This is a genomic window from Paenibacillus radicis (ex Gao et al. 2016) (genome assembly GCF_014641555.1).
Classification (GTDB): domain Bacteria; phylum Bacillota; class Bacilli; order Paenibacillales; family Paenibacillaceae; genus Pristimantibacillus; species Pristimantibacillus radicis.
This window is the reverse complement of the sequence record NZ_BMHY01000008.1, coordinates 89,443-115,697: the sequence shown is the minus strand read 5'-3', so window position 1 is coordinate 115,697 and position 26,255 is coordinate 89,443. Positions and strand designations below refer to the sequence as shown.

The 26,255-nt window shown below is 50.5% G+C and carries 19 protein-coding genes and 1 riboswitch; of the genes, 5 read left to right on the top strand and 14 right to left on the bottom strand.

Features of this window, described 5'->3' with window-relative positions:
• Window positions 1-27: 27 nt before the first annotated feature.
• The 9 genes from purF to IEX98_RS19540 form a co-directional block, all read right to left on the bottom strand.
• Window positions 28-1,506, bottom strand: coding sequence for an amidophosphoribosyltransferase (purF, locus tag IEX98_RS19580; RefSeq protein WP_188890887.1), 1,479 nt, complete (start codon window positions 1,504-1,506; stop codon window positions 28-30).
• Window positions 1,491-3,734: a phosphoribosylformylglycinamidine synthase subunit PurL gene (gene purL, locus IEX98_RS19575; RefSeq protein WP_188890886.1), complete on the bottom strand. Its 2,244-nt coding sequence runs from the start codon at window positions 3,732-3,734 to the stop codon at window positions 1,491-1,493. The genes purF and purL overlap by 16 nt, the downstream gene beginning before the upstream one ends.
• The gene (gene purQ, locus IEX98_RS19570; RefSeq protein WP_188890885.1) at window positions 3,712-4,404 is read right to left on the bottom strand and encodes a phosphoribosylformylglycinamidine synthase subunit PurQ; all 693 of its coding nucleotides are present in this window, start codon (window positions 4,402-4,404) and stop codon (window positions 3,712-3,714) included. Before purQ ends, purL begins: the two co-directional genes overlap by 23 nt.
• A gap of 4 nt (window positions 4,405-4,408) precedes the next feature.
• Window positions 4,409-4,651: a phosphoribosylformylglycinamidine synthase subunit PurS gene (gene purS, locus IEX98_RS19565; protein ID WP_042167190.1), complete on the bottom strand. Its 243-nt coding sequence runs from the start codon at window positions 4,649-4,651 to the stop codon at window positions 4,409-4,411.
• A 333-nt stretch (window positions 4,652-4,984) separates the two neighbouring features.
• Window positions 4,985-5,872 (bottom strand): phosphoribosylaminoimidazolesuccinocarboxamide synthase, encoded by an 888-nt coding sequence (locus IEX98_RS19560; RefSeq protein WP_188890884.1) that lies wholly within the window; start codon window positions 5,870-5,872, stop codon window positions 4,985-4,987.
• A gap of 32 nt (window positions 5,873-5,904) precedes the next feature.
• Complete coding sequence (purB, locus tag IEX98_RS19555) at window positions 5,905-7,200, bottom strand: adenylosuccinate lyase (RefSeq protein WP_188890883.1); 1,296 nt, start codon at window positions 7,198-7,200, stop codon at window positions 5,905-5,907.
• 7 nt (window positions 7,201-7,207) lie between these two features.
• Entirely contained in the window at window positions 7,208-8,389 is a 1,182-nt protein-coding gene (gene purK, locus IEX98_RS19550; protein ID WP_188890882.1) for a 5-(carboxyamino)imidazole ribonucleotide synthase, read from the bottom strand.
• Entirely contained in the window at window positions 8,386-8,871 is a 486-nt protein-coding gene (purE, locus tag IEX98_RS19545; RefSeq protein WP_188890881.1) for a 5-(carboxyamino)imidazole ribonucleotide mutase, read from the bottom strand. Before purE ends, purK begins: the two co-directional genes overlap by 4 nt.
• A gap of 242 nt (window positions 8,872-9,113) precedes the next feature.
• Window positions 9,114-9,212, bottom strand: a riboswitch (purine riboswitch).
• Between the two features lie 317 nt (window positions 9,213-9,529).
• Window positions 9,530-12,874, bottom strand: a complete 3,345-nt coding sequence (locus tag IEX98_RS19540) for an S-layer homology domain-containing protein (RefSeq protein ID WP_229692274.1) — start codon at window positions 12,872-12,874, stop codon at window positions 9,530-9,532.
• Window positions 12,875-13,171: 297 nt separating this feature from the next.
• Between IEX98_RS19540 and IEX98_RS19535 the strand changes: the two genes are divergently transcribed.
• From IEX98_RS19535 to IEX98_RS19525, 3 genes are all read left to right on the top strand, one after another.
• Window positions 13,172-16,129, top strand: a complete 2,958-nt coding sequence (locus IEX98_RS19535) for a histidine kinase (protein ID WP_188890880.1) — start codon at window positions 13,172-13,174, stop codon at window positions 16,127-16,129.
• On the top strand, window positions 16,107-16,874 hold the full coding sequence (locus IEX98_RS19530; RefSeq protein ID WP_188891017.1) for a response regulator: 768 nt from the start codon (window positions 16,107-16,109) through the stop codon (window positions 16,872-16,874). Before IEX98_RS19535 ends, IEX98_RS19530 begins: the two co-directional genes overlap by 23 nt.
• Window positions 16,875-16,972: 98 nt before the next feature.
• The gene (locus tag IEX98_RS19525; RefSeq protein WP_188890879.1) at window positions 16,973-18,250 is read left to right on the top strand and encodes a LysM peptidoglycan-binding domain-containing protein; all 1,278 of its coding nucleotides are present in this window, start codon (window positions 16,973-16,975) and stop codon (window positions 18,248-18,250) included.
• Between the two features lie 481 nt (window positions 18,251-18,731).
• On the opposite strand, the gene IEX98_RS19520 is transcribed toward IEX98_RS19525, so the two are convergent.
• From IEX98_RS19520 to msrB, 4 genes are all read right to left on the bottom strand, one after another.
• Complete coding sequence (locus tag IEX98_RS19520) at window positions 18,732-20,360, bottom strand: MDR family MFS transporter (protein WP_188890878.1); 1,629 nt, start codon at window positions 20,358-20,360, stop codon at window positions 18,732-18,734.
• A gap of 21 nt (window positions 20,361-20,381) precedes the next feature.
• Window positions 20,382-20,813 carry a MarR family winged helix-turn-helix transcriptional regulator gene (locus tag IEX98_RS19515; RefSeq protein ID WP_188890877.1) on the bottom strand — a complete coding sequence of 144 codons (432 nt, stop codon included), beginning with the start codon at window positions 20,811-20,813 and terminating at the stop codon, window positions 20,382-20,384.
• A 225-nt stretch (window positions 20,814-21,038) separates the two neighbouring features.
• Window positions 21,039-21,611 (bottom strand): nitroreductase family protein, encoded by a 573-nt coding sequence (locus tag IEX98_RS19510; RefSeq protein WP_188890876.1) that lies wholly within the window; start codon window positions 21,609-21,611, stop codon window positions 21,039-21,041.
• Window positions 21,612-21,666: 55 nt separating this feature from the next.
• Window positions 21,667-22,623 carry a peptide-methionine (R)-S-oxide reductase MsrB gene (msrB, locus tag IEX98_RS19505; RefSeq protein ID WP_188890875.1) on the bottom strand — a complete coding sequence of 319 codons (957 nt, stop codon included), beginning with the start codon at window positions 22,621-22,623 and terminating at the stop codon, window positions 21,667-21,669.
• Window positions 22,624-23,081: 458 nt separating this feature from the next.
• On the opposite strand from msrB, the gene IEX98_RS19500 reads away from it, so the two are divergent.
• Together IEX98_RS19500 and IEX98_RS19495 are read left to right on the top strand one after the other, a co-directional pair.
• The gene (locus tag IEX98_RS19500; protein WP_188890874.1) at window positions 23,082-23,516 is read left to right on the top strand and encodes a hypothetical protein; all 435 of its coding nucleotides are present in this window, start codon (window positions 23,082-23,084) and stop codon (window positions 23,514-23,516) included.
• The gene (locus IEX98_RS19495) at window positions 23,513-24,595 is read left to right on the top strand and encodes a phosphodiester glycosidase family protein (RefSeq protein WP_188890873.1); all 1,083 of its coding nucleotides are present in this window, start codon (window positions 23,513-23,515) and stop codon (window positions 24,593-24,595) included. The genes IEX98_RS19500 and IEX98_RS19495 overlap by 4 nt, the downstream gene beginning before the upstream one ends.
• 170 nt (window positions 24,596-24,765) lie before the next feature.
• On the opposite strand, the gene IEX98_RS19490 is transcribed toward IEX98_RS19495, so the two are convergent.
• Window positions 24,766-26,151 (bottom strand): NCS2 family permease, encoded by a 1,386-nt coding sequence (locus IEX98_RS19490; protein ID WP_188890872.1) that lies wholly within the window; start codon window positions 26,149-26,151, stop codon window positions 24,766-24,768.
• Window positions 26,152-26,255 lie beyond the last annotated feature (104 nt).

The window sequence follows — 26,255 nt, the reverse complement described above, 5'->3', positions numbered from 1 at the left end:
ATCTCCTTTATATATGGTTGTTGCATTTTAACAGCTGCAGCTTTTATCCGATTCTTCGTTGACCGGAGTCGGGTAGTCATTGTCGAAGCAAGCCAGGCACATGCCCCGGTTATAAGCGCCGTCATTGCCGCCTACCGAGTCGATGAAGCCTTCATTGGTCAAGAACGACAACGAGTCTGCATTGATCATTTCGCGGATTTCCTCTACCGTACGGGAGGAAGCGATCAGCTCCTTGCGGTCCGGCGTATCGATGCCGTAATAGCAAGGGTTTTGAAATGGCGGCGAAGTAATCCGTACATGAACCTCCGTTGCTCCCGCTTCGCGCAGCATGTTGACGATCCGGCGCGACGTCGTGCCGCGAACGATGGAATCGTCGATCATGACGACGCGTTTGCCTTCTACCACTTTGCGAACGGCGGACAGCTTCATTTTTACGCCTTGCTCGCGAAGCTCCTGCGAAGGCTGGATAAAGGTCCGTCCCGTGTATTTATTTTTAATGAGGCCAAGCTCGTAAGGAATACCAGTCTGCTCCGCATAGCCAATCGCTGCCGAAATACTGGAATCCGGTACGCCGGTTACGATATCCGCGTCTACGAACGCTTCCATCGCCAGCTGCTTGCCCATCCGTTTACGGGCAGAGTGGATATTGATCGTATGAATGTCACTGTCGGGTCTTGCAAAATAAATGTATTCCATCGCACAGGTTGCTCTGCGTTCCACTTCGGCATAACGGTCCTCGCGCAGGCCGTTCTCGTCGAGATACAGCAGCTCGCCCGGTTGAACGTCGCGCACATACTCGGCGCCAATCGATTCAAACGCACAGGATTCGGAAGAGAACACGTAGCCGTCCCCGATCTTGCCCATCACGAGCGGACGCAGGCCGTTCGGGTCGGATGCCACCAGCAGCTTATCATTCGTCATGATGAGGAATGCGAAGCCGCCAACGATCCGCTGCAAAGCTTCCTTAGCCGCCGTCTCGAAATCTTTCGGCGAGCGGGCGATCAAGTGAGCGATAACCTCGGTATCGCTGGATGTCTGGAAGATCGAGCCTTGGCTCTCCAGCTCCTTGCGAATTTCAGGCGCGTTTACGATATTGCCGTTGGTAGCAACCGCAAGGTCGCCGTCCCGATAGCGGAAAATAAGCGGCTGCGCATTCGCCAGCTTGCTCTCTCCCGCCGTCGAATAGCGAACGTGACCGATGGAGCGGTCGCCCTTCAGCGAGTTGATCTTGTCTTTATCAAAAACTTCCTTCACAAGACCCATGCCGCGATGATAAGCAAAACGGTTATGGTCTTCCGTATCCACTGTGCAGATGCCCGCGCTTTCCTCGCCGCGGTGCTGCAAAGCGTGAAGGCCGTAATAAGAAAGCGAGGAGGCGTTCGGGACATTGAATACCCCGAACACACCGCACTCCTCACGCAATTTATCGAAAATATCGTCACGGCCGATGCCTTCGTTATAATGGCTTCCCGTCCACAGCGTTAGCTGTTTTATTTCATCAGACATGGAATCGCATCCTTCCAGACCTTCTCCAGTTGTTGTACCGGCGCAGCAACGCCGGACTTGCCGTTAATGTTAATGGTCAGGCTGCCGCCTTTTACCGTACCGATAGCTGCATTAGCCAGCCCTTGCTCATTCAACAGCGATTGCAGCGCAGCCGCTTGCTCCGGCTTCGCCGACAGCAGAATGCGGGATTGCGATTCGCTGAACAGCGCGTGATCCGCGCGAAGCTCTGTCGCTACGTTCACTTCAGCGCCGATGCGGCCGCTGATGCAGGATTCCGCAAGCGCAACCGCCAGGCCGCCTTCGGACAGGTCATGTGCCGAAGCGACAAGTCCTTGCTGAATCGCGCCAAGCACCGTGTTCAGCAATGTTTTTTCCGTTGCCAGATCGATAACCGGTGGACGGCCTTTCGCTTCGCCCGTCAGCACGTATTGAAGCTCGCTGCCACCGAATTCCGCTTTCGTCTCGCCGACAAGAATAATTACGTCGCCTTCTTTTTTGAAGCCTTGTGTCGTAATGTGATCTGTATCATGTACGAGACCGACCATGCCGATAACCGGCGTCGGATAGATCGCGCCTTTGGCATTCTCATTGTACAAGCTGACGTTGCCGCCGATAACCGGCGTATCCAGCACGCGGCAAGCTTCGGACATGCCGTCTGCCGATTTCTCCAGCTGCCAGAACACTTCCGGCTTCTCCGGGCTGCCGAAGTTCAGGTTGTCCGTGATCGCAAGCGGCTCTGCGCCGGAGCATACGATGTTGCGCGCCGCTTCGGCTACTGCAATTTTGCCGCCGACTTCAGGATCGAGGAATACATAACGTCCGTTGCAGTCCGTCGTCATCGCCAGACCTTTGCGCGTGCCGTCAATCGTAACGACAGCAGCGTCGGAGCCTGGTTGAACGGCTGTCGATGTGCGGACCATGTAGTCATACTGGCTGTAAACCCACTCTTTGCTGGCTACAGTTGGGGAAGCCAATACTTTTTCAAGCGCGCCAGTCAGATCATTGATTTCAGTGAAATCAGCTGTATCGATCGATGCGCTTGCTGCGAAGGAAGCTGGCTCTTGCGATGGTTTTTCATAAACCGGGCACTCGTCAACGAGCGCTTTAACCGGCATATCCGCCACTTCTTCGCCTTTATGGAATAAGCGGAGACGTCCGTCATCCGTTACTTTGCCGACTTTGGCACAAATAATGCCCCAACGGTCAAAAATTTCTTTCGCTTGCGCTTCATGCTGCGGCTCAACGACGAACAGCATGCGCTCTTGCGATTCAGAAAGCATCATCTCATAAGGTGTCATGTCCGTCTCGCGCTGCGGAACTTCGTCCAGGTACAGCTCGAGGCCGTTGCCTGCTTTGGAAGCCATCTCCGCGCTCGAGCAAGTGAGGCCTGCTGCGCCCATATCTTGAATGCCAAGCACGATACCGGAATCGATCAGCTCAAGCGTTGCTTCCATAACGAGCTTCTCCATGAACGGATCGCCGACTTGTACCGCTGTACGCTTCTCTTCGGATTCCTCGGAAAGCTCAACAGAAGCGAACGTTGCACCGTGGATGCCGTCGCGGCCTGTTGCCGGTCCAACGTAAAATACAGGGTTGCCAACGCCTTTAGCTACACCGCGCTGGATTTTGTCGTGATCGATCAAGCCTACGCACATTGCGTTAACGAGCGGGTTGCCCTCGTAGCTTTCGTCGAACATCACTTCGCCCGCAACCGTCGGAATGCCGATACAGTTGCCGTAGCCTGCAATGCCGCTTACGACGTTCTCAAACAAATATTTAACGCGGTCATTTTCCAGACGGCCAAAGCGCAAGCTGTTCAACAGAGCAACCGGGCGCGCACCCATCGAGAAGATGTCGCGGATAATGCCGCCTACACCTGTTGCTGCGCCTTGATAAGGCTCAACGGCGGATGGATGGTTATGCGATTCGATTTTGAATACGACCGCTTGGTTGTCGCCGATATCAACGATACCAGCGCCTTCGCCTGGTCCCATCAGGACGCGAGGGCCTGTGATCGGGAATTTTTTCAGGATAGGCTTGGAGTTTTTGTACGAGCAATGCTCCGACCACATAACGCTGAATACGCCGATCTCTGTATAGTTAGGCTTGCGGCCGAGAAATCCGCAAATAAGCTCAAATTCATAATCCGTAACGCCAAACTGCGTGTAAATACGCTGATCCGCGATTTGCTCCGCTGTAGGCTCCTTAGCCGTTAACTGCTGCGCCATGTTGTTCCCTCCATGCATTCAAAATCGATGTGAACATCCGTTTGCCGTCTTCCGAGCCGAACAATTGATCCATCGCACGCTCCGGATGCGGCATCATGCCGACCACGTTGCCGCGCTCATTGCTTACGCCAGCGATATTGTAGACCGAACCGTTCGGGTTCGTATCGCCCGCATAGCGGAATACAATTTGGTTGTTCGCTTGAAGCTTAGCAAGCGTCTCGTCGTCGCAGTAGTAGTTGCCTTCACCGTGCGCGATCGGAATGCTGATCACTTCGCCTTGCGAATATTGATTCGTGAACGCCGTAGCGCTGTTAACCACTTCAAGCGGCGTCTGGTGACAGCGGAATTTCAGTCCGTTGTTGCGGATCAGTGCGCCTGGCAGCAGGCCCGCTTCCGTCAGGATCTGGAAACCATTGCAGATGCCGAGGACGAATTTGCCTTCGTCCGCCGCTTTCTTCACTTCATTCATAACCGGGGCAAAACGGGAAATCGCGCCGCAGCGCAAGTAATCGCCATAAGAGAATCCGCCAGGAACGAGGATGGCGTCAAAGCCGCTCAGGTCCGTCGTTGTATGCCATACGTATTCGACTTGCTCGCCAATTGCTTCAACGGCTTTAAAGCAGTCGATATCGCAGTTGGAGCCGGGAAATACCAGAACCGCAAACTTCATCGTGTTAACCCTCCAGTTCGAAACGGTAATCTTCTACGACCGTATTCGCGAGCAGCTTCTCGCACATCGCTTTAACTTGCTCTTCCGCTTGAGCGCGGTCCGTCGTATCAAGCGTCAGCTCCAAATATTTGCCGATGCGCACTTTGCCTACATCGCCAAAGCCCATCGTGTGCAGTGCGCCTTGAACGGCTGTTCCTTGCGGGTCCAATACATTTTCTTTAATAGTAACGTAGACGATTGCTTTCATTGTGGCCTCCTGGAAATGTGAGTTTTCCGAGATGGCAGTTAGACATGATCAGCTGATACCGCTCTTTCCGCGCGGGTGTCCGTCTTCATCGCGTTGAACATTGAAAAATTCTGATTCCACAGGATCGTGGAAATTTTTCAATTGTTCAAAAGCGAACGCCTTCGGCTTTCAGATCGGACACCCGCGCTTCAATTCGCTCACAGCGATTTGTTCTAAAAGCATCCCGGGTGGTCGGTGAAGAAAGGGTGGCCCGGCCGCTTTGTCCGCGGCCAGTGCCATGCTGTTTATATAATCAAAGTTCAAAAAGTCGGCTTTCAAGCTTTTTGAACCGTCTTATTTAGTTAAACGACGATAGATGTCTAGATAACGATTCGTTGTTTCATCCACGACTGACTCTGGCAGCGGAGCTGGCTTGCTGTCGCGGTCCCAGTCGGAGCCGAGAAGATACGTGCGAACCGGTTCCTTGTCCATGCTGTCGATCTCGATATCGAGCGCATAATTGCCCTCGGCCCAGAAACGGGAAGCATCGGGTGTGAAGATCTCGTCGATTAGAATGACTTTGCCGTCAACAAGTCCAAATTCGAATTTGCAATCGGCAAGAATGATGCCGCGCTCCTCGCAATACGCATGTGCAAATTCATAAAGCTTGATGCTGCGGTCGCGAAGCTCTTCAGCGAGCTCGGCCCCCACCATTTCCTGCATCCGCTCGAATGGAATGTCCTCGTCATGGCCCACGTCGTTTTTCGCTGCCGGTGTAAAGATCGGCTCCGCAAAACGTTCGTTTTTGCGCATGCCAGCCGGAAGCGCGATGCCGTTGATCGCTTGCGTTTGCTGGTATTGTCTCCAACCTCCGCCTGTGATATAGCCGCGGACAACGCATTCGATGTCGATCCGTTCTGCTTTGCGAGTCACCATAATGCGGTTTCTCAGCAGCTCGGGCTCGCTAACGAGATCCCCCAGCTTCTCCACATCCGTATGAATGACATGGTTAGGCTGAATCGAAGCGGTTTGCTCGAACCAGAACGCCGACAGCCGGTTCAGTACATTGCCCTTCTCCGGCACAGCCGGGTCCAGCACATAGTCGAACGCGGAGATGCGGTCTGTGACGACAATCAGGTAGTACTCGCCGAGATCGTACAGTTCGCGTACTTTTCCTTTATAGAGCAGCGGCGCTTTTACATACTCCGCAGCGGTAGACAATGCTTGCGATTGCGCAGTCATTCTCCTCTTATCCCCCTTCGTTCTATCCAGGCTTAGTTCAATCCAAGACGTGTGAAAATCGTATCGACATGCTTCAGGTGCCACGAAGGGTTGAAGGCATCATCGATTTCTTCCGAGGACAGCAGGCCCGTAATTTCCGGCGTAGATTCGATAATGTCGCGGAATTGGCGCTGCTCTTCCCAGGCTTGCATCGCGCGCGGCTGAACCGTGTCATACGCTTGCTCGCGGCTGAGTCCTTTGTCGATCAGCTTCGTCATAACGCGGCCGGAGAACGGTACGCCAAACGTGCGCTGCATGTTGCGTTTCATGTTTTCCGGGAACACGGTCAAGTTGCCGATGATGTTGCCCAGACGGTTCAGCATGTAGTTGAGCAGCATCGTAGCATCCGGCAAAATAACGCGTTCTGCGGACGAATGGCTGATGTCGCGCTCATGCCACAATGGCACGTTCTCATAAGCAGTCAGCATATGGCCGCGAATAACGCGGGACAAGCCGGAGATGTTCTCGCAGCCGATCGGATTGCGTTTATGCGGCATTGCCGAAGAGCCCTTTTGGCCTTTTGCGAACGGCTCTTCCACTTCACGGAATTCCGATTTTTGCAGGGCGCGAATTTCAGTTGCGAACTTATCAAGCGAAGTTGCAACCAGCGCCAGCGTCGCCATATATTCGGCATGACGGTCACGCTGCAGCGTTTGCGTGGAGATCGGGGCAGCCGTAATGCCAAGCTTGTTGCATACGAATTCTTCAACGAAAGGATCGATGTTGGCGTAAGTGCCTACAGCGCCGGAGATTTTACCAAACTGTACGCCGTTTGCCGCATGCTCAAACCGCTCCAGGTTCCGCTTCATTTCCTCGTACCACAGCGCCATTTTCAGACCGAAAGTCGTTGGCTCCGCATGAACGCCGTGTGTACGTCCCATCATTGGCGTATCTTTATATTGAATCGCTTTCTCACGAAGAATGCCGATAAAGCGCTCGATGTCTTTTTTCAGAATGGCATTTGCTTGCAGCAGCAAGTAGCCAGTCGCTGTGTCGACGACGTCCGTCGAAGTCAAGCCGTAGTGCACCCATTTGCGCTCAGGGCCTACCGTTTCCGATACGGCACGCGTAAAGGCGATTACGTCATGACGGGTGTCCTGCTCGATTTCGTAAATGCGGTCAATATTGAAGCTTGCCGATTTGCGCAGCGCCTCTACATCTTCCTTCGGGATAACACCAAGCTCGGCCCACGCCTCGCAAGAGCATAATTCCACCTCAAGCCAAGCTTGAAATTTGTTCTGCTCCGTCCAAATTGCTCTCATTTCCGGTCTGCTGTAACGCTCTAACATGTACGGGTCACACCTTCCAAATTGTAGTCTCTTCTATCCATTGCAGCGCTGCTTCCACGTTGTCGGCCAGCACGTTCACATGGCCCATCTTCCGCTTATGCACCGCATCTTTCTTTCCATATAAGTGAAGCTTCGGGGCTACCTTCAACCGCTCTGCCGCCTCATCATGCTCTTGCACGCGGGCAAGGAGCGGTTCAACATGCTGTCCTAATACATTGACCATGACAACCGGCGTCAACAACGAGGTATCGCCAAGCGGCAAGTTGCACACGGCCCGCACATGCTGCTCGAACTGCGAGGTGCGGCATGCCTCCATCGTATAGTGACCGCTGTTATGCGGCCTAGGCGCAAGCTCATTGACGTAAAGCTCGCCGTCTGTCGTCAAGAACAGCTCGACGGCGATCAGACCTACAACGCCAAGCCCTTCGGCAATTCGCATCGCCAGCTTTTCGGCTTCCTGTTGTACAGCTTCCGAAATGCGGGCAGGCACGATGGACAGATGCAGGATGTTGTCGATATGAATATTCTCCGCAGCAGGGAATGCTTTAATCTCTCCCTGCGGGCTTCGCGCCGCAATAACGGACAATTCCTTCTCAAACCGGATGAACTGCTCCAGCACCAGCTCCGCACCGCTGCGGCTCAACGTCTCGTACGCTTCCTCTACCTCGTCGAAGCTGCGAATAACCCATTGGCCTTTACCGTCGTAGCCGCCGGTAGCCGTCTTAAGTACACACGGCAAGCCAAATCGCTCGGCTGCCGCTCTCAGCTCTTCAGCGCTGCGAATCTCGCTGTATGGAGCCACTCGAACGCCTGATGCTTCGATCGCCCGCTTCTCCCGCAAGCGATGCTGCGTCGTATAGAGCAGCTCGCTTCCTTGCGGCACGTACGATTCGGCCATTAGCATCGCAGCTACGCCTGCATCCACGTTCTCAAATTCGTAAGTAATGACGTCCGACCGCTTCGCCAGCTCTCTTGCGGCATCGCGGTCATCGTAAGCGGCTACGATCTGATCTGACACTTGACCGCAAGGCCCGTCCGGTGTCGGATCAAGTGCTACAAACCGGTAGCCCATCGCGCTTCCGGCGAGTGCCATCATCCGGCCCAGCTGGCCGCCGCCCAAAATACCAATCGTGCTTCCCGGCGCAATTGTCCGTTCAGCGTTCTTACGCTTGTCTGCTTCTGTTGTCATAACGTTTCACTGCTTTCCAGCACTTCCTGTTGAATGCGCGCACGGCGAGCTTCGACCCGGGCCAGCAGCTCAGGATCAAATGCGCCCAGCATTTGCGCCGCCAGCAATCCAGCGTTCGTGCCGCCGGCATTGCCGATTGCAACCGTCGCTACCGGAATGCCGCCCGGCATTTGCACGATCGAGAGAAGCGAATCAAGCCCGTTCAAGTTCGACGACTTGACGGGCACTCCGATGACCGGCAGCAGCGTTTTGGCCGCTACCATCCCTGGAAGATGAGCCGCGCCGCCCGCTCCTGCAATAATGACCTTTAATCCGCGTTCAGCGGCCGTTTCTGCGTACTCAAACATTAAATCCGGGGTGCGATGTGCGGAGACTACTTTTTTCTCATAAGGAACCTGCAGTTCTTCCAACACGTCGCAAGCTAATTTCATTGTGTCCCAATCGGACTTGCTGCCCATGATAACGCCAACCTTCGCAGACATGCGCTAAACCTTCCTTCATCTATAAATTGATATTCCCGGCACTTGGCCCTAAACGCACAAAAAGCCCGGCTAGCAGCCGTTTGAACATTCACGATTGCTTGACCGGACCCGAGCGGAGCATCGTATACACCTTCTCTGAATGAGAAAGTGATTCGATGACTTACTGGCAACAATTGGCTTTACTTCGCTAATGCGATAACGCAAAGACAGCAGAAGGCTGCCCTTGGAAGGGCAACCTGTTTCAATTGTTCCAGCATGCTCGTAGTCCGAAAATATGGTTTTCGGGTAGAAACTTTCGGGCCAAATCCCGAGGATATACGAGTCTTCGACTATTGCGGCGGAATGTTCCGCCTTAACCTATTCTAGTTTATCCAATCCCTCCATAGCTGTCAATGAAATAAGAATAAAATACGAACATTAATAAGAGTTCTTTTTAAAAAAGTTCGTTTTTGTGTCAAGATGTATCAAAATATTAAGGTTGTCCACGCAAAGGGGCAGCATATTAACCTGTAATCCGCTGTCCGCATAGGAATATTTTTACAGATTATCGTTTCTATAATACATTGCTGCAAAAAAAGCGACCGGTCAAAGCAATGTCATTAGTTTGCTTAACTTAATGACATTGCCGGTTACGGTCGCTTTGTTTCAATAACTTATTTTATTTCTTCCAGCTCTCGATTCCGGTCTCAAACTGCTCGAACGGATGCTGAACTGAGGCTTCCATAATATCTGAATAGTACGCATGGCTTGCCGGAACGTCGGACCATTTCGCGTCAACTTCAACATGCCATGGTTTGCGTTCATGCAGGCGGTTGAAGATGCGGACAACCTCCAGTCTTGTAATCGGCTGGTTCGGATTGAATGCCTTATCCGTAAAGTCAAACAGCAAGCCCTGCTTCTCAACCGTTGCAATGGCTTTCTCCGCCCAATGTCCGGAGATATCCGTGTAGCTGCTTTCCCTCTCGACGTCCCATTTGTATAAGTTCGTCAGCAATTGCGCAAATTCCGCACGCGTAATTTGTTTGGTCGGCTCAAACGTATTTTTGCCAGTGCCGACCATCCATTTGTTATTCGTAGCGATTGCTATCGCATCCGCTCCCCAGTATTTGGAGTCCACATCGGTAAACGATATTTTTTTGGAATTCGTGGTTGGCTTGTACAGACGGGAAAGGATCGTAGCGATCTCCGCACGGACAATACCGCGGTCCGGCTTGAACGTTCCATCCGGATAACCGATCATGTACGGGTTATGAGTGCCCGAAGCTTTCACTTTCGGCTGCGCCGAGAAGCTGAACTTCACGATTGTTTCGCCGACATGAATAACTCCGCCTTTAATAAAGCTGTCATCACCAAATTTCTCTTCGCGCTTATCGTTGCGGCTGTCGAACACAACATAGCCGTCCTTCTCGCCCAAGAAGTAGTAATCGGCATTGGCGTATACCATCCAGCCGTATTCGCCTTTGTCGGAGCTGATTTGCGGATTGTGGTTTTTGTTAGGTGCGAAATCCGGCAGCTCCGGCAGATTGACAAGCGTTCCAGGCGTTCTGCCTTTGGAGCGGTTCAGTTCGGTATCTGCCCAGTACAATTTCATATTGACGCCTGCAATAGGCTCATTCGTGATCGTATCCAGAATCGTGCCGTACGGATCAACCAGATCAACCGTCAAGCTTGCATTTCCGTTGCTGTCCACTACGAGCTTGCCTGTAGGACCAGCTAGTTTTTCACCATATGGTGCAATTACGTTCAACACAAGCTTGTACTCGCCTGCAGGAACTTTCGGAAGCGTAAAGCTGCCGTCTGCATTCATTACAATGTTCGGCACATTTATTTCTTGACCGCTGGCCGACTTGATTTTACCCGATACCTTCAAGTTTTCGCCGACCAGCTTGGTGATTTTGTCCTGAACCGTTTTACCGCCATCGGACACCGTCACTTTCGTATTCATCGGCTGCTCAATTTCAGGTGTTGGCGGTGTATAAGGTACAGCAGGCGTAACTGTAACGACAGTAGACACACCCGCGTATTTGCCCGACTCAATAGACAAACGAATATAATACGTTGTGCCATTGGTCAAGCCGGTAATAGTAGCGCTTGTTGAAGTGTCATTCAATGTTTCCGTTGTCGTTGCAGGAGTAAAGTTAACGCCGTCCGTAGACTGCTCAACTACAATATTCGTTGCTCCCGTTAAAGCAGGGAACGTCAGAGTCGCTTTACTGCTGCCTCTAGTCGCCGTCAAAGCTGTCAGCTTCTCAGCTGGAGAAATTTGAACTACATTGGATGTTCCTTTATAGAAACCCGATTTAACCACCAGACGGAAGAAGTAGTTTTCACCGTTCGTTAAACCGCCAATCGTGGCGCTTTTTGAAATACTGTTCAAAATCTCTTGCGGAATAACGGGTGTAAAGTTGGTACCGTCCGCAGACTGTTCAACTACGATATCTCCGTCCGCAGTATCCGTCAGTTCCGGGAATTTCAGTGTCACTTGTCCGTCCTCTGACACGGCCGTCAGAGTGGTCAAAGGACCTGGCTCCGCTGCACTTACATATACGGTGAAGACTTTCTCGCTTGTAAGCCCGTCTTTAATAATCGTCGCTTTCAGGTTGACATAGACGCCAGGCTGTGACGTAACGGGTCTCGTAACCGTTCCGTCCGGTGCGATAATCCAAGGCTGATCGGAGGACCAGATGGTGGTTACATCGTCGTCTTGCTTTAAGGTGATATTGTTTTTCACCGAGTTTTTATAATCGCCAGCAGTAAACTGGATATCCGTGTTGTCTTCTGCCTTTTCAATAGCCAGAATGGCATCCTTATAGTCCGCAATGATCTGGTTCGCAACACGCTCGGCTATTTCATCAATGATATCAGGAATATCTTGGCCGGAATCTACATGAATTCCGCCGTTTACAAGCTCATCGATAAAGCGTTGGTTAGTGTCCGAATAAACCGAGGCGGTAACGCCTACATATTGTGCGCCGTTATTATTTAATGTGTCCTTCAGCTTGGACTGGTTTGGACCTCCATCCAGGCTCGATTGCGGGTCGTCACTAATATTCACGACATAGCGCAATGGAGCATGCGTATCCCATACAATATCGTCAACGGCTTTGTCTAAAGTCTTGGTGGACGTGGAGAACAATTTCATATTGTCAAAAGCAAAAATCGAGATGATCTCGCAGCTATGGCTTGTATAGCTGACAATTGGACCAAAGTCATTGCCGTAAGCGGCTGGAAGTGTGAGATCCTTAATGAGCTGGTCTCCGTTATCCCACATATTCAGTTTCGTTTCTGTTACATTAATTTTAATTGTATGATGGGTAGAAGTACCCTTCGGATAGCTTCCGATTGGCGTAACGCCTGGGATCGAGGATAAAGTTCTTCCTGTCTCGTTGTGCAAAGCCGCTGCGTCCACACCGTTTATGCTGTAAACCTTGATAGCGCCTTGTACATATAGAATAGCGTAGCCGCTTAATTTGCCCGCTCCATCGATCTGTGTATTAAAAAGAAAGCCGCCGCCTTCCATGCTGTGATAATCTACTTTGGACTCATCCATATCGAAGGTAATGATCTTCTTGCCGGATGGCGTTCCGCTCGTCAGCATGTAGTCCTTATAGGCCGGCTGGGTGTACCCATAGAAAGTCAGCGTCTTGCCGTTATTGGACACTTGAACGTGATTGTAATCCGCCGTTTCAACGGACGGAGTAATTGTGTATCCATTATTGATGTACCAGCTGTCATAGCCGGAATGTACGTGGGAATCCGAAACATCTGCCGGATCTGCACTCGCGTCCATAATCGATACATACTTAGGATTGACACCCGCTGCTGCCAGCTTGGCTTTAACCGCATCATTTAAAAAGCCTTCAAGCATATTCGTGTCATAAGTTTTTGTACTTTCACCGAGATTATAGTAAACCTCGGCCACTGGCGCTAGCGCGTACGTCATTGACGCATTTGTAACAAGCAATAGAAAAGCCATTGCCATTGCAATCATTTTCTTCTTCATCTGATCCACCCATTCTGTAAGATTAGCAACAATGTCTCATTCTCCAGCAATCAACTACACATGCCGATAGAACCACCCAAATTAAGCGTTAAGCACCTTGCGAAACCCCACACCCCTCCAAACTATTGAAGATGTTAGTTCCAACTTAGCAGAGGCTTCTCTCAAAAATCTCTCAAATTCTTCTTTATTCGACATGTCCACCCGTACCAAGCGCGCCTCCTGTCGCATGGTACGGAAATTGGTAGTTTTTTGAGAGATTTTTCACGTATAGTAGTAGGTATAGGGATGTGACCGCAAATGAAGAAATGGATCGGCTATTTGGGCGTGGCATGCGCTTTAATCGCCATTCTTTATATGATTTTTAGCGACAAGGATACAAGCTCCGTCCATATCAAAGCGGCAGACGGCATACTCGACTTGCGAGAAATGTCCGATTCTCCATTCGTATCGTTAGCCGGCGATTGGAAATTCACGGACAACTCGTTCGTCGCTCCGGATGATTTTTCGAAAAAAGCGGATGATTTGCCCGTTCCTGGGCCCTGGACACCGAATACACAGTGGGGCTCCTACCAGCTCACCGTATATCTGCCTGATCACTGGTCCGATGTCGGTCTTCGCGTACGAAACATTTGGTCCGCTCATACGATCTACATCGATGGCGAAATCGTTGCGGAACAAGGAAAAACGGCCGTCACTAAACAAGAAACGGTTCCGAGCAACCCGTCCTATGAGGCGTACTTTAAACCGGACAGCCGGCAGATTCTAATTACCATTCATGCCTCCAACTTCTACAATGCAAGAGGCGGAATCGTGCTGCCGATCGACATCGGCGATGCCGAATCTATTAAGAAAGACGTAGAGCGGGATCTTGCCCTGGAATGGGCTGCAGTCTTATGCTTGCTGTTATTCGGCATGTACCATTTAACGATCTACTTGCTGCGTACGAAGGACGAGGCCTTCTTATACAGCGGATTATATTTTCTGGTGCTGGCATTCGTTATCGCCTTCCGTGGAGAGCGGATGCTTCTGCGCGAGTTCCCGTCGTTTCCTTTCGAGCTGTACTTTCGACTGCAAGACGCCATTACATACTTGAGCCCCATCTTGCTGCTTTACTTTATTGTCAAAATGATTCCTTCCGCTATGAAGCGAAGGACACTCATTCTGCTTTTGCTACCGCTCCTCGTCTATGCATCATTAAATGTCATTCTTCCGGCAAGAACCTTGTCGGGTATTCAGTATCCGTTTTTTTACTATATGGACGTATTATTTCTCGTCGTTATCGCTCGCATCGGTTATTTGACGATTAAAAATCGCATTTCAATACGCAGAAACGAAGCCGTCATTCTCATCTCGATGCTGCTGTTTCTGGCGATTTTCGCAATAAGCGGCTCGTCGGACAGCTTATTCTTCTCTGGCCGCAACAGTTGGAACCGCATCGGATTGATCGGAAGCGTATTGTCGATGAACGTATTTCTCGGCATCCGTCTCATGAACCGGACAGAGGAATCAGAGCGGCTGACCGTCCGATTGCAGAAGGCCAACGATACGAAGGATGATTTCTTGAAAGTCGCAACGCAGGATTTGCAGAAACCATTGCATGATGCCATCCATTTGATTAAATCGATTGCCCGAGAGCGCAATCACCATAAACAGGGCGAGCAGCTATACTTAGCCGAACAGCTTATTGGCAACATGGTGTATGTGCTGAGAGATTTGAATGATTTTACCCGCATTCGATTTGACGATTACGCGATTCAGCTGAGGTCCACCAATCTCCAGATGGTCATGCACCATGCCCTTCAGCTAATGCAGCTTACATTCGCGAAGAAAAAGATTCACATCGATGAGAAGATATCGAAGCAGCTTTATGTATGGGCGGACGAGCAGGCTTTGGCGCAAGTGCTCCTGCGTATGATGACCGAGATTGCTCAAGATACTGCGGAAGACAGCCTGACCATTGAAGCCGTGCGGGCTGGAACGGATATCCTGCTTCATGTGGAGACGACCCGCAAGGCCATCGCGACAAGCGGGGACCGGCAGCATTCTTCAGGGCTCATGATGACGGTGGAGCTTGTTCAACAAATGAATGGAAGCATCAAATATAAGCGTACCGAGAACAGCATCACCTGCACACTCAAGCTGGCTTTCAGCGAATACAAGGAGCCGGATACCTTCACGGGGCATAACTACCATTTACAAGCTGCCGCATCTGCAGAAGAACGTGAACTGCAGACGCTGCTCATTGTCGACGACGATGTGATACACGGGGAAGTGATGCGGGGCATATTGAGCGATACCTACAAAATACGAATTGCTTATACCGCGCAAGAAGCGCTCGACTATTACAGCAACCACCCGGACATCTCAATGATTATGATTGATGATATTATCCCAGGCAGCATGAACAGTCTCGAATTGCTTCAGAAAATCCGTTTACAGTCGTCCCTGATGGAGCTTCCGATTCTGATGATGATTTCTTCGGAATATCCAAGACATATTGAGACCATCTTTGCCTCGGGCGCTAATGATTACATTATTAAGCCTTTCTCGAAAGAGACATTGATGGCGAGGCTGAACGCTGTCGAACAAACGAAGCAATCGATGCAGAAAGCGATCGAATATGAAATGGCGTTTTTACAAACCCAGATTAAACCGCACTTTCTATATAATGCGTTAAGCAACATCATCTCCTTCTGCTACACCGATGGGGAACGTGCCGCTTACCTTCTGACGATGCTCAGTTCCTTCCTCCGCTATATCTTTGAGACAAGCCGGGACGGACAATTCTCTACCGTGCAAAAGGAACTGGAGATCATTGAGGCTTATGTTGAGGTGGAGAAAGCCAGATTTGGAGAGCGGCTAACGTTCGCCTATGACATCGATCCGCTTATCACCGCCGAGAGCATTCGGATTCCTAGCCTGCTCTTGCAGCCTTTAGTTGAAAACGCCATTCGCCACGGCTTATTCGACAAAGAAGGCCCGGGACATGTTCAGGTATCCATCTATAAGCATGAGTCGTTGTTACATATTCAGGTCTCCGATGACGGCGTAGGCATGACAACAGAACGCCGGGCTCAATTAATGGAGGGAGGAACAGCTAACGTCGGCATTGGGTTTACGAATGTGCGCCGGCGCGTGCTTGATCTTACTCAAGGCAGTCTGGACATCGAAGCATTGCCAGGCAAGGGAACAACCATTCAAATTACGATTCCGATCAAGGAGGGACTGCATGATGTGGAAAGTTATTCTCGTTGAGGATGAGAAGCCGATACTAGGTCTGCATGCCAGATTGCTTGAAACCTACGGTCCCTTTGAAATTGTTGGCCGTTTCGAATCGCCATTCGAGGCGCTGCAGGAAATTCCGAGGCTGACTGTAGACGCACTGCTCCTCGACATTGAGATGCCGAGAATGACAGGTCTTCAGCTTGCTCAAAGCTTAGTGGAGAGCGGCATTGACGTACCGGTCATATTCACAACGGCCCACCAGCAATATGCCGTGCAAGCCTTTCGTGTCCAAGCACTCGATTATCTCTTGAAGCCAATGACTCCTAATACGGTGAAGCAGCTTGACGAGCGCCTTCAGAAATATTACGGGAAGAAAGAGAAGCCTGCCCTTAAGAAAGAGCTTGACGTTCAGCTGTACGGAGAAGCATCCGTCAAGAAAAGCGGGCAGCTTGTGAAATGGCCGACTCGTATTACGGAGGAGCTGTTCTACTATTTTCTGCTGCATGAAAATAAACTTTGCTTAAAGTGGCGGATCATTGATGATCTATGGCCGAATATTGAGGAAAGCCGTGCTCTCCCTAACCTGTACAATACAATTTACCGCATGCGGCAGTTGTTCATGGAGCTCGATGTGCCTATCGCCATTGAGCGCATAAACGACGGGTATATCATGAATGCCAACAACAGCGTCATCCTGCAGCCAAAAGAACGTTCGGATGCACTGCTGCTGGAATCAAAGGGGTATTTATGGGCGTATCAATTGGAGACGAACTGAACCCTAACGAAGACAACGAATAATTCGGATATTGGTTAAATTATGCGCACCCGCCGAATAGAGTAGAAGTAGATTGACAAGTCGGGAGGTATCGGCGGGTGCAAATACATACCGTACGAAGAGGAGAATCCGTCTGGCAGCTCGCCAGACAATACGGGGTGAGCGTGGAGGCCATTGCCGGGGTGAACGGATTGGAAGATCCGAACAGGCTCGTAATCGGCCAGGCTGTCATCATTTCGACAAGCGCCGGCAGCCATACGGTATTGCCCGGTGAGACGCTGTGGTCCATCTCTCAGCGATATGGAGCAACGCTGCAGGAGCTTGCCATCGTGAACGGGCTGAGCAATCCCGCCCTTATCTACCCCGGTCAAATCATCCGTATACCACAACCGGTCAAGCCGGTCATTGAGGTTAACGGTTACACGGAGAAATTCAATGAGCAGGGCGTCGCTATAACGAATGATATCGCTCCCTACCTCACATACATAAGTCCATTCAGCTATCGCGTTCAGCCTGACGGCTCTTTAAGCGCATTGGATGATGCTGCGGTTATACAAGCGGCATATGGACAAAAAGCGGCTCCGACGATGGTGATTACCAACTTCGAAGACGGCAGCTTCAGCACCGCCATTGCCCATGCCGTACTTACAGATCAGACCGTTCAAAACCAGCTTGTCGCCAATATTCTCGGAACGATGCGGTATAAGGGCTACATGACGCTCAATGTTGATTTTGAATATGTTGCGCCAGCAGAGCGCGAGCTATACAACCGTTTTTTACAGCGGCTCGTCTATACGCTCCACCCGCACGGCTATCTTGTCTCTACGGCGCTTGCGCCTAAGCTGACAGGCGATCAGAAAGGGACGCTCTACGAAGCGCATGACTATGAGGCACATGGCCGCATTGTCGACTTCGTTGTACTGATGACCTATGAATGGGGCTGGTCCGGCGGAGCACCGCTAGCCGTTGCTCCGCTGAACGAGGTCGTCAAAGTACTGCAATACGCCCTTTCCGTTATTCCGCCGGACAAAATCGTCATGGGCATGCCCCTGTACGGCTATGACTGGACTTTGCCTTACGCAAAGGGCAATAAGTGGGCACCCTCCATCAGCCCTCAGGAAGCGGTTGCTCAAGCCGCCAGGTTCGGCGCAGAAATTCATTATGATCCCGAATCGCAATCGCCATATTATCACTACTACGATGAGCAAGGGCATGAGCATGTGGTCTGGTACGAGGATGCGCGCAGCGTACAAGCCAAGTTCAATATCGTAAAGCTGTTCAATCTCCGAGGTGTCAGCTACTGGGTGCTCGGCGTTCCGTTTCCGCAGAACTGGTATGTACTCAAGGAAAACTTCCGGATCAAGAAGCTGCTGTAGCTGCTGCTATATCCGCATCTGCCATCCATTTCATTCACGTTGGCTCTCCCGCCGACCGGCACTTGTTTGCAGGTACTGAGTAGCAGCTCGCAAATCGGCACTTATTTGTAGGTGTAGAGCTACGATCGGCACGTTTTTTCGCAATAGTGTCGTCTTCTTTCCTTATTTTCAGCCACTTTGGCGCTTTATCTGCATTAAGGTCAATAAGTTCACAACAGCGGAAACGGATTTCTGAATAGAGAAAAAACTTCACTTATATCGTAAAATGGCCGTCGATTGAACGAAATTTGCTCCATTTAGAGAAAACGGGCGACATAATAGCGGAATTATTTTCGCAACACGATCAAGCACTCCAATCCACTCCCCCAGTCAACAGCCTGACAACACAAAAAGCCCGGCAGCCATCATCGCACGCGATGATAACTGCCGGGCTTTACTATTCTAACTGCCTTACTGCCTTAATGTCATTCTTACTTGCCTCTTACTCGCCTTGGCTCGCAAGCTTGCCATTCACAAGCTTGTCGCCTTCGGCTGAACCTTCTTCAGGCGCTTTATTCGATGTGCGAAGCGGAATTTCTTTAATAAAGAATGTCAGTACAACCGCGACTACCAGAATCAGTGCGCCTGTAAGGAACACGGTCGACAACGAGGAGCTAAGCGCATCGCGCAGCATTTCGATGACCTTTTGGAAAATGGGCTGAACGTCAGCTGGCAAGCTTTCCATCGTGCTTTTCAGCGCAGGTTGGTCCGTCAGCATTTGCGGGTTCGCGAACTTCGCGAATTTCTCCGCAACGGCCGGATCAAGCTTCGACAAGTCTGCACCGTGTCCGGTTTTAGCCAGGTCGGTCAAGTTATGCTTCAGGCTTGAAGCCAATACCGTACCCATTACTGCGATACCGATCGTACCGCCAAGGTTACGGAATAGTTGCATCGTTGCTGTAGCCGCACCCAGTTCTTTATGCGGTACTGCGTTCTGGATCGTCAGCGAGAACACCGGCATACCCAGACCAAGTCCTAAGCCGAAAATAATCATCGCCAGAACGGCCATCCATACGCTGTTCATAAATACCATGATAACCATGCCCGCAAGCATGATCGGCATACCGATCAAAGCAAAACGTTTGTACTTGCCTGTTTTGCTAATAAGCGAGCCGCCGATTGCACTCGTAATAACCATACCGATCGACATCGGCATTGTGACATAGCCGGCATGTGTCGGCGAGATTGCCAATACGCCTTGTACGAAGAACGACAGGTAGATGAGTGCGCCCATCATGCCGAAGTTCATAATAAAGCCGATTACGTTGGACAGCGTAACGGTTTTGTTTCGGAACATCTGAAGCGGAAGCACCGGATTTCTAGCCGATCTTTCGATCAGAAGGAAAATGATTAATGATACAAGCGTAATACCGAACAGGCCGATAATTTCAGTCGAAGCCCATTCGTACTTGGAGCCTGCCCAAGTGAACGCAAGCAGAAGCGGAACGATAGTCGTCGTCAGGAACAAAGAACCAAGATAATCGATCGACTCGCCTTTTTTGTGTTCCGTTTTCGGGAACAGGAACAGGATCATCGCAAAAGCGACAACACCCAGCGGCAGGAAGATCCAGAATACCCAGTGCCATGCGAGATGGTCGATGATGTAACCGCCAAGAGTTGGTCCAATAACACTGGAAAAGCCGAATACAGCGGTCATTAGACCGGTCCATTTACCACGTTCACGCGGCGGGAACAAATCGCCTACTGCGGTAAAAGCAGTTGCCATAATAATACCGGCACCTACACCTTGAATGCCGCGGAATGTAATAAACTGATAAACGTCAGTAGCCAAGCCGGAAGTGAAAGCGCCGATAACGAACAATAATATACCGACGAGCAAGAACGGCTTCCTACCATAAATATCGGACAGCTTGCCGACCAGTACCGTTGCGATTGTGGAGGTCAACATGTAAATCGTAATCGTCCAGGTGTACAGCTCCATCCCATCCAAAATTGCAATGATACGAGGCATTGCCGTACTAACGATCGTCTGGTTGATGGCTGCGAAGAACATCGCGACCATAATAGCGACCATAATGGTTAACTTGCGCTTGCTTGATAAGTGCTCCATGATTGTCTTTTCTCCTTATGATTATAATTTCTCTATATTCGCAATCAGCTGCGCAAAAATGCGCTTCAAATGCTGAATGTCTTCATCCGGCAAACTTGTAAATAATGATAAAATGGTCTCGCTTTGCGATTCGAGCAGCTCTTCAATCATTAATTTGCCCTTTGACGTGATTTCAATGTAGACAACTCGCCGGTCATCTGTTGCCCGCTCGCGTACGACGTAATCTTCGGCAACAAGCTTATCAGCTACACCAGTAATCGCGCCAGATGTGAGTCCCATCGATTCGGCCAGCTCGGAAACTTTAAGCCTTTTTTCCAAATGAAGGCGGTACATCATCTTGAATTGCGTATAGGATAAATTGTGCGTCATTCGTTTGTTCCATTCTTGATTAATTGAACGAAGCACACTGCGGAACTGCCCTGAGAATGCAATCAGCTCAGCGCTTCTGTCCATCCCAATCCCCCCCTTTCGCATTTGCAGGAGCCTAATTTATCATTTACGCTCGGGCGAATTACTTTAGAACTAAAACAATTAACAGCAAAGTATTTACTACTATATATCTATTTCGTGAAGCAGTCAATTGACAAAAAAAGCCTTCCGCAGGGCTGCAGACGTCTGACGTCGGCATATTCCCTTGCAGAAGGCTTTAATCTTGATAAAGCTCGTTATCGCACCGTTTTATGCATCAATCCAAACTGTTTTCTCCGAAGCTGGCGTTCTTTTGCCGTCCGGCGGAGTCATATCGGGATAACCAAGATAAATTAAACCGACAAGCTGCTCCTCCGCATCAAGTCCAAACGTATCCTTCATAAGCGGATGATACATCGGATCTCCGGAACGCCATACGCCTGCCAAGCCGTTATCATGTGCCGACAGCAGCAGGTTTTGGACGGCCGCATGAGAAGCGGCGATCTCTTCAACCAGCGTTGCCCGCGGATCGTCGGAAGGCGAGCATACAGCAGCGATCACGACCGGGCTGCGGAATGCTTTCGCACGTTCCTTCTCCAGACGCTCTTCCAGCGCTGCACCGATTCCAGTGTCCAAGGACGCAAGTGCAACGCGGGCATAGCCCTCGCCCAGCTTCGATCTGCCCTCGCCAGTCATGACGATAAATTTCCATGGCTGCGTATTGAAATGACTTGGAGCCCATGTTGCGGCTTCCAGTATTTTTTCGATTACAGCCCGATCAACCGGGTCTTTCTTCAGGCGCCCAATTGATCTTCTGGTGCGAATAGCTTCTTCTAAATTCACGACAACCTCTCCCTTATGGCACTTATTTCACACTTATTTCATTCTGTGTCCAACTTTAATTGAACCAGCTCGCGTACTCCCCGTATCCTTCTTTCTCCAGATCAGCCCGCGGAATAAACCGCAGCGATGCAGAGTTAATGCAGTAGCGAAGTCCGTTCGGGCCAGGACCGTCATTAAACACATGACCCAAATGCGAGTCTCCTTCCGTGCTGCGAACTTCCGTACGAACCATGAAGTGGCTCGTGTCGGTCAGTTCTTTAACGGCCGATTCTTTCAAAGGTTTCGTAAAGCTTGGCCAGCCGCAGCCTGAATCGTATTTCTCACGGGAGCTGAATAGAGGCTCGCCAGAGACGATATCGACGTACAGCCCTTCTTCTTTGTGATCATAGAACTCGCCCGTAAAAGCGCGCTCCGTCGCATTGTTCTGCGTCACTTCATACTGCAGCGGCGTCAAGCGGCTTTTCAGCTCGTCTTTATTTTTGTTAACCGTCCAATTTTGCTCAATAAATGCGTCACGTCCTGAGCCTTTGCGATACATTTTATAACGTAGCTTATTGGTATGGTGATAGCCCTGATGATAGTCCTCTGCCGGATAAAAAGGCTTCGCAGGCTCGATCTCCGTCACGATAGGACGATCGAAACGACCGCTTGCCTGAAGCTCCGCTTTGGAAGCCTCTGCTTTCACCCGTTGCTCTTCTGTATAGTAAAAGATTGCCGGCCGGTACGATTCGCCCCGGTCATGGAATTGTCCGCCTGCATCGGTAGGATCGGTCTGGCGCCAATAAACGTTCAGCAGCTTCTCATACGAGAAAACTTGCGGGTCAAATGTAATATGAACGACTTCGGCATGACCTGTCGTATCTGAGCATACCTCTTCGTAAGTCGGGTTTTCCGTATGTCCTCCGCTATAGCCGGATACAACAGACAAAATACCTGGCGTCTCCTCAAACGGCTGTACCATGCACCAGAAGCAACCGCCTGCAAACATCGCTTGTTCCACTTGCTGACTCATATATCGAACCCTCCTAAAAAGTTTTGTAAAGCAAAACTTACTTCGTAAGCATCTGCTTAGGTTTGTAAAGCAAAACTTACTTCGTAAGCATCTGCTTAGTTTTGTAAAGCAAAACTTACTTCGTAAGCATGCTAAGTCTTGTAGTTATTTCGTGAAGCACCATACGCCTGTGCTCCGTTTATACGGAAGCACCTAAGCAAGCATATACCCCGTTTTTACGGAAGCCAAACTTGCTTCATAAGCTCATCCTTCAAGCTCTGTTGACTCCTATTATAACGCATCTAGTCAATCCCACAAACTGCTGGGCAGACCTGGACGCTTTTCTTTGTTACAATGTAGTGACACCCGCAACATTCGCCATCATTCGACCGTTTTATTGTATAGCTATTGGTTGAACGCAGTTCGTTCACTTCCCATCTTCCTAACTAATCACGACACAGAAGAGGTGAACGCATAACATGTCTAATCATGCACCGTTGGAGCCGGCCGCATCCTCGATCTACGAGCGATCGCCCAGGACTCGGAGGAGCAAAAGGTATTTCTTCTTATTTATAATGGTCTGGCTCATGCTGATTTTAATCGGCATCGCCGGCGCCAAGCTTTACAGCGATCATATTCAGCGGCAAGTAGCCGCCGACCTGGAACGCCAGACCGCTTCGCAAATCGCCGATATGCAGAAGCAGTACGAGGAACGCCTGGACAAGCTGGAAGCCAGCTATAAAGAGGACCTCGCCAGTCTGGAAGGAAAGGTCGACGCGCTTAATGAGCTGCTTACCTTTACAAAAGATAACGCCGATGTCAAAACGGATAATAGTAATAAGCTGTATAGCCAGTTAAATGAAGTGAAGAAGAAGCTGAACGAACTGCAAAAAAGCTTGGATGTGCTGAAATGAACAACAACAGTGTCCGCTACCTAAATCGTACGCTGCTGCTTGCTTGCACGCCCTTTCTAGGCGTGCTGGTCTGGCTATTGTTCGCCGACGTGGCCGTCGTAATGGGCGAGAGCGCCTTTCCTAAGCTAGAATCAAGCGCTGCTGAAGGGCAAGCTCCTCAGCCAGCCGCTAACGCGGTAGAGGGACTGAGCAAAGCGCAAGAGACGGCTTCCGAGACGAGCCAGTCGATCAAAAAGCAAATTAAGCTGTATAACCAAACGAATGAAGAAATGAAGCAAATCGTCAATAAGGCGACAACTCAAGCCAAACGGCCTTATGAAATCTATGACCGGATCATTACTTCCAAGCTCGGCAAGCCTTCCGGGACGATCGATACGAAGAACATAAGAGCGCAATTGTTCTACATAGAGGCGGATTACTTCAAAGCCTATGCGTTGAAGCTGAAGCTGAAGACCGGGGAAGCCATGCAAATGGCGCTTGGCGGCGACCGTTACGGCGGCGCTGAGACGACGCTGGCAGCCGTCAAACGAACAGGAGCCTTTGCGGGTGTCAATGCAGGGGGATTTGCCGACGGCAGCGGAAGCCGTTACCCGCTCAGCACAACGATGCTTAACGGAGAGTATGTAGGAGGCTTTGAGCCATCATATTCCGACCTGTTCTTCGTCGGATTGAATGAAAGCAATGAATTAGTCGGCGGCAAGTTCACTAACCGTCAGGAGCTTGATAACAAGAACGTCAAATTCGGTGCATCCTTCGTTCCCGTGCTGTTGAAAAATGGCATGTCAACGACGATTCCGCCGAAATGGCAGTCCAGTCCGGCTCGTGCTCCTCGTACCGTCATCGCCAATTACAAAGACGATCAATTGCTAGTCCTCGTTGTGGACGGACGCAATGAAGGCGGAAGCTCCGGCGCTACGCTGGCCGAGCTGCAACTGCTCCTTCGCCGTTATGGCGCGGTAGACGGCTACAACCTGGACGGCGGCGGTTCATCCTCTCTTGTCTGGAACGGACGCGTTATTAACAAACCGTCGGACGGTCAGCTTCGCAAGCTGCCGACTAACTTTTTATTCTTCAAATAATAGGTATGGCCTCATTTATTCCTTATAAAACAAAGAAGCGGCGCCCGAGGCCAATGTCATTAAGCTAAGTTAACTTAATGACATTGGCCCGAAGGGTGCCGCTTCTTTCTACTGCCGGGGCGCCGGTCCAATCCGCCTCCAGCTTATTCTCTTCTATGCTAGAGCTTCGCTTATTCTCCGCCGAGGAAAATGAAGCGTCCCAGCACGAGCGCTGCGATAATCCACATCAGCCAGTGAACTTTGTATTTGCCTTTGCCAGTTACGTTAGCAACCGTTGCAAGCAATACGTAAGTCACTACACCAAACGAAATGCCGTTCGCAATGTTGTAAGTGAAAGGCATCAGCGCCAGCGTCAAGAACGAAGGAATCGCATAAACCATATCGGAGAAGTCGATCTCTTTGATCGATTGCATCATCAGTACGCCGACGATGATCAAAGCTGCATTCGTTGCCGAACCCGGAACGAGTGCAATGACCGGTGCTACGAAGATCGCGATCAGGAAGCAAATGCCTGTCGTAACTGACGTCAGGCCTGTCCGTCCGCCTTGCGCCACACCTGCAGAGCTTTCTACGAATGCCGTTACCGTACTCGTACCCAGCATTGCGCCGCCGCTTACGCCGATCGCATCGACGAACATTGCTTTGCCGACGCGTTTCTTGCCTTCTTCTTTATCTTTCATTAGACCGGCACGGTTTGCTGTACCAACAAGCGTTCCGAACGTATCGAACAGCTCAACGAACGTGAAGGTTAGAATAACCGTTACCAGACCTACTTCAATAACACCTGCAAAATCGAAATGTACAAAATTCAATTTACCGAAATCAGGAACCCATGTTTTGCCTGTCAGTGTTTCTTTCACATTGGTTTGACCCGTAAGTAAGGAAATAACGGTTGTGCCGACGATACCGAACAAAATGGCGCCCGGTACACGCAGCACCATCAGAACTGCGATCAGAACGAGACCAACAATCGTCATGTACACATCAGGCGAAGCAAGATGTCCCAAGTGAATAACCGTTTCAGGACCAGCCAAGTCTGTGTAGGCGCCTGCTTTCACATCGCCAAACGTTGTAGCCGCAATCGTCATCAGGCCGCTGCCTTTCAGACCGATAATGGCGATAAACAAGCCGATACCAACGGTAATGGCATGCTTCAAGCTGTCTGGTACCGCTGTGATCATCATCTGACGAATTTGCGTCAGTGTGAGAATAATGAATATGATACCGGAAATAAATACGGCAGTCAGACCCATTTCAATCGAGATCGGCTTGTTTGTCGCCGCCGATGAAATGATGACCGATGCAAAATACGCATTAAGCCCCATCCCAGGTGCAAGCGCTACCGGGAAGTTCACGAACAAGCCCATTGCGATCGAGAAAATACCCGCTGACAACGCCGTCGCCAAAAATACGGCCGTCCAATCCAAGCCGGCTGGCGTCAGAATAATCGGGTTGACGGCCAAAATATAAGCCATCGTCATAAATGTCGTCAGACCGGCCATAATTTCCGTTCTGATGTTAGAACCGTGTTCCTTTAGCTTAAAGAAACGTTCCATTATTAACATAACCCCCCAAAAATGTGTGCAAGCAGTACAAAGAGCCTAGGAATTGGGACATGCGGACTACCGCAAATCTCATCTCCTAGGCTCTGCAAAACGCG

Bases quoted from the DNA above. Each gene is read 5' to 3' on its own strand.
- purF (WP_188890887.1), bottom strand. From the start codon at position 1,506: ATGTCTGATGAAATAAAACAGCTAACGCTGTGGACGGGAAGCCATTAT.
- purL (WP_188890886.1), bottom strand. From the start codon at position 3,734: ATGGCGCAGCAGTTAACGGCTAAGGAGCCTACAGCGGAGCAAATCGCG.
- purQ (WP_188890885.1), bottom strand. From the start codon at position 4,404: ATGAAGTTTGCGGTTCTGGTATTTCCCGGCTCCAACTGCGATATCGAC.
- purS (WP_042167190.1), bottom strand. From the start codon at position 4,651: ATGAAAGCAATCGTCTACGTTACTATTAAAGAAAATGTATTGGACCCG.
- IEX98_RS19560 (WP_188890884.1), bottom strand. From the start codon at position 5,872: ATGACTGCGCAATCGCAAGCATTGTCTACCGCTGCGGAGTATGTAAAA.
- purB (WP_188890883.1), bottom strand. From the start codon at position 7,200: ATGTTAGAGCGTTACAGCAGACCGGAAATGAGAGCAATTTGGACGGAG.
- purK (WP_188890882.1), bottom strand. From the start codon at position 8,389: ATGACAACAGAAGCAGACAAGCGTAAGAACGCTGAACGGACAATTGCG.
- purE (WP_188890881.1), bottom strand. From the start codon at position 8,871: ATGTCTGCGAAGGTTGGCGTTATCATGGGCAGCAAGTCCGATTGGGAC.
- IEX98_RS19540 (WP_229692274.1), bottom strand. From the start codon at position 12,874: ATGAAGAAGAAAATGATTGCAATGGCAATGGCTTTTCTATTGCTTGTT.
- IEX98_RS19535 (WP_188890880.1), top strand. From the start codon at position 13,172: ATGAAGAAATGGATCGGCTATTTGGGCGTGGCATGCGCTTTAATCGCC.
- IEX98_RS19530 (WP_188891017.1), top strand. From the start codon at position 16,107: ATGTGGAAAGTTATTCTCGTTGAGGATGAGAAGCCGATACTAGGTCTG.
- IEX98_RS19520 (WP_188890878.1), bottom strand. From the start codon at position 20,360: ATGGAGCACTTATCAAGCAAGCGCAAGTTAACCATTATGGTCGCTATT.
- IEX98_RS19515 (WP_188890877.1), bottom strand. From the start codon at position 20,813: ATGGACAGAAGCGCTGAGCTGATTGCATTCTCAGGGCAGTTCCGCAGT.
- msrB (WP_188890875.1), bottom strand. From the start codon at position 22,623: ATGAGTCAGCAAGTGGAACAAGCGATGTTTGCAGGCGGTTGCTTCTGG.
- IEX98_RS19500 (WP_188890874.1), top strand. From the start codon at position 23,082: ATGTCTAATCATGCACCGTTGGAGCCGGCCGCATCCTCGATCTACGAG.
- IEX98_RS19495 (WP_188890873.1), top strand. From the start codon at position 23,513: ATGAACAACAACAGTGTCCGCTACCTAAATCGTACGCTGCTGCTTGCT.
- IEX98_RS19490 (WP_188890872.1), bottom strand. From the start codon at position 26,151: ATGGAACGTTTCTTTAAGCTAAAGGAACACGGTTCTAACATCAGAACG.